This is a genomic window from Pantoea sp. CTOTU49201 (assembly GCF_032054795.1).
Lineage (GTDB): Bacteria > Pseudomonadota > Gammaproteobacteria > Enterobacterales > Enterobacteriaceae > Pantoea > Pantoea symbiotica.
On record NZ_DAMBSA010000316.1, the window covers coordinates 2,790 to 5,543 of the forward strand.

4 protein-coding genes are annotated in these 2,754 nt (G+C 53.3%); 2 read left to right on the forward strand and 2 right to left on the reverse strand.

Annotated features, from left to right (window positions below; translation table 11 throughout):
• The coding region (locus RTY00_RS18695; RefSeq protein WP_312665439.1) for an ISNCY family transposase at positions 1-1,378 on the reverse strand (1,378 nt) is incomplete at its 3' end.
• Positions 1,379-1,609: 231 nt separating this feature from the next.
• Positions 1,610-1,918: a hypothetical protein gene (locus RTY00_RS18700; RefSeq protein ID WP_312665440.1), complete on the reverse strand. Its 309-nt coding sequence runs from the start codon at positions 1,916-1,918 to the stop codon at positions 1,610-1,612.
• A 125-nt stretch (positions 1,919-2,043) separates the two neighbouring features.
• Between RTY00_RS18700 and RTY00_RS18705 the strand changes: the two genes are divergently transcribed.
• Positions 2,044-2,325, forward strand: coding sequence for a VF530 family protein (locus RTY00_RS18705; RefSeq protein WP_312665441.1), 282 nt, complete (start codon positions 2,044-2,046; stop codon positions 2,323-2,325).
• Between the two features lie 163 nt (positions 2,326-2,488).
• Positions 2,489-2,754, forward strand: a 266-nt coding sequence (locus tag RTY00_RS18710; RefSeq protein ID WP_312665442.1) for a DoxX family membrane protein, incomplete at its 3' end; no start/stop codon positions are given.

Sequence of the window (2,754 nt, forward strand, 5' to 3'; positions counted from 1 at the left end):
GAGCCTGAGTCTGTAAATCGATCAGAGCTTCAACCAGATCATCTTCGTTAATCGCACGCTGCCGCTTTTTAGCCGGATTTTTCTTGGCACTTCTGCGACTTGGTCCGTTACCAGCCGGCAGAGCCTGAGACCGAGTATTATCGCGCTTTTCCTGCATCAGCTGAGCAACAGCCAGCGCGTGGCCAAGCCGCTTGTTATCCACGATCGCTCCCTGATCCACTTCAGACAGCCGATCGTAAGCAGAGTAGGGAAGAACCGTACCGTTGCTTCTGAGTTCAACGCGGCCGTCCGGGTACTGCCAGGCATCCAGATATTTCCCCATCGCGCGGCGGCTGTCATCGTTATCCTCAAGCAGCAACAGCATTTTATCGTAACGGACCGTCAGCGCTTTTGAGACCTTGCGTAGCTCGCGCCAGGTAAATATCTGGTTCAGGTTGTCGTCAGCATCGAGCGGACGGTGTACGTCAAAATCATGCCTCGGTGCCTTCGCGAAACGCCGGTTGTAGTCCGCCATGAACTCAGCGGCAAAGGCGTTAGCCGCATCGGGGGTACTGATATCACGCAGCCTGAGCTCCTTGACAAGCCGGTCCTGCAACGTGAGATGCGCACGCTCCACGCGGCCCTTGGCAGAGCTGGTGTTGGCGCAGATGCCGGTGATGTTCAGCTCGTTCATCGCGCGACCGAACTGCGTCTGACCGTCGCCGCCAGCCGCATTCTTGTTGTTAATGCGGAACACGCTGGCCTTGTCGCTGTAAAATGCCAGCGGCTTGCCGTGCTGCTCCAGGTAGCCGCGCGTGGCTTCAAAGTAGGTGAACGTGGACTCGGAGCGGACGAAGTGAAGCTGCATCAGGCGGCTGGTCGCATCATCCACGTAAACCAGCAACGTGCAGGCCGGGCCGCGCTCTTCAAACCAGCGGTGATCGCAGCCGTCGATCTGTATCAGTTCGCCGACGCAGGCGCGGCGGTAACGTGGTTGCTGGATTTTTGGTGCACGATGCCTGCGCGGGATCCAGAGGCCAGACTGCATCATCAGCTTGCGCACGGTCTCTTTAGACAGCGTCACGCCGTGCAGCTCGGCCAGCTTCTCGCAGGCGAGCGTCGGGCCAAAATCAGCGTAGCGTTCGCGAATGATCTGAATGGCACGTTCAGCAAGGCCTGCAGGCAGCTGATAGTTGCTTGGCTTGTCGCGCCGCCGATCGGCCATACCCAGCGGACCGTCTGTACGATAGCGCTGAAGCAGGCGACGGCAGTGCCTGTCGGAGATACCGAGACGCTCAGCAGCGAGATGGGTTGTCAGCCGCCGGTCGACAACGTCCTGAATAACTTTAAGCCGGTTAACTTCGTTCATCGTGAAAAACTCCGCACCAGAAGCCGCCATATCAGGTTCCTCAGCAGGTAGCCCGAAGCGGCCAGGTAAGCTTAGCTCAGAACGGCCAGGTCAGCTTTGCCTCTATAACTAAAGTGCGCATAATCATGATTATGTTAAATTAAGTACCTAAGCGCGCACTCAAATCACCATCAGCCCATCACCTGCCTTCAAATACCTCATTCACCAACAATCCGTAACCAGCGATATCTCTGGCAACGGACTGTTGAACTAACGATGCCGTTATCTGCGGCCTTTGATCACTGATGCCTTCCAGTTGAAATCGCTAACCTCGCTCTCTTTCAGCGATTCCGGCTTCTTCCTGCGCGTTGGCGTTTTCTTTGCTTTCTCAGCTAGCGCTTTCTCTTTGGCCAGTTTCGTCGTCATGATTTGCTGACGGGCTTCCGCCGTGAAATCTTTCTCTTTCTTTGCATCCGGCTCTTTGCCGGTGCGTTGGCGATACTTCTCCATCAATCCTTTAAACGCTTCTTCTACTGCGACGCGTTCATTGAGATTGAATTGATCGATGGAAATCATTTTCTTGTCGTTCATAGCGTACCGTCCAATAGTGATTTTCTGGCAACAAGTGTACCGCATTTAACGGCAATGAAGATCGCACCATTGCCGCTGACGAGGCTTTCTTGTAACCTTTGCCGTCAACATTTTAAGGATTTCCTATGAACGATCATCGCTCCAAAGATCCCTTGCACGGCGTGACGCTTGAGATGCAAATTAATGCGCTGGTCGCCCATTATGGCTGGGCCGAACTGGGCAAGCTTATCAATATCAACTGCTTCAAAAGCGATCCGAGCGTCAAATCGAGCCTCAAGTTTTTGCGCCGCACACCGTGGGCGCGCGCTGAAGTTGAAGCACTTTATCTGGATTCACTGGATGATTTTGCTGCGGATAAGCCGGATGATTCAGCGCCAAATCCCTGGACCATGGGCAAAAATAAGTAATTCCTGGCGATAAAACAGGCAGCGCTACGTGAATTTTCAGCGGGTACTACCCTGCTCTTTTGGCAGAATTCACGTAGCGACGTCAGCGAAATTTGCCTTAAGACAGCACCAAAACAGACTATCCTGATATACTACCGCTCCTAAATTATTAAGGAGATTTCAGATGGCACGATGCCTCACTCTATTTCAATCCCCTGGAAACGCTAGCTTCCTGCCGTTGACGCTCATGCGCGTCGCTTTCGGTTTGTTCTTCTTCGCATCCGGTTTTAACAAAGTGTTTGTTGCGGCTAATCAGGCGCTGATGCTGGAAACCATCACTGAAGCCGGCATTCCCTTTCCAGAGTTCATGTCGGTGTTTGTCGCCAGTTGTGAAACTCTGTTTGGATTACTTCTGGCGCTGGGTTTATTTACGCGTTTAGGCGCTTTAGT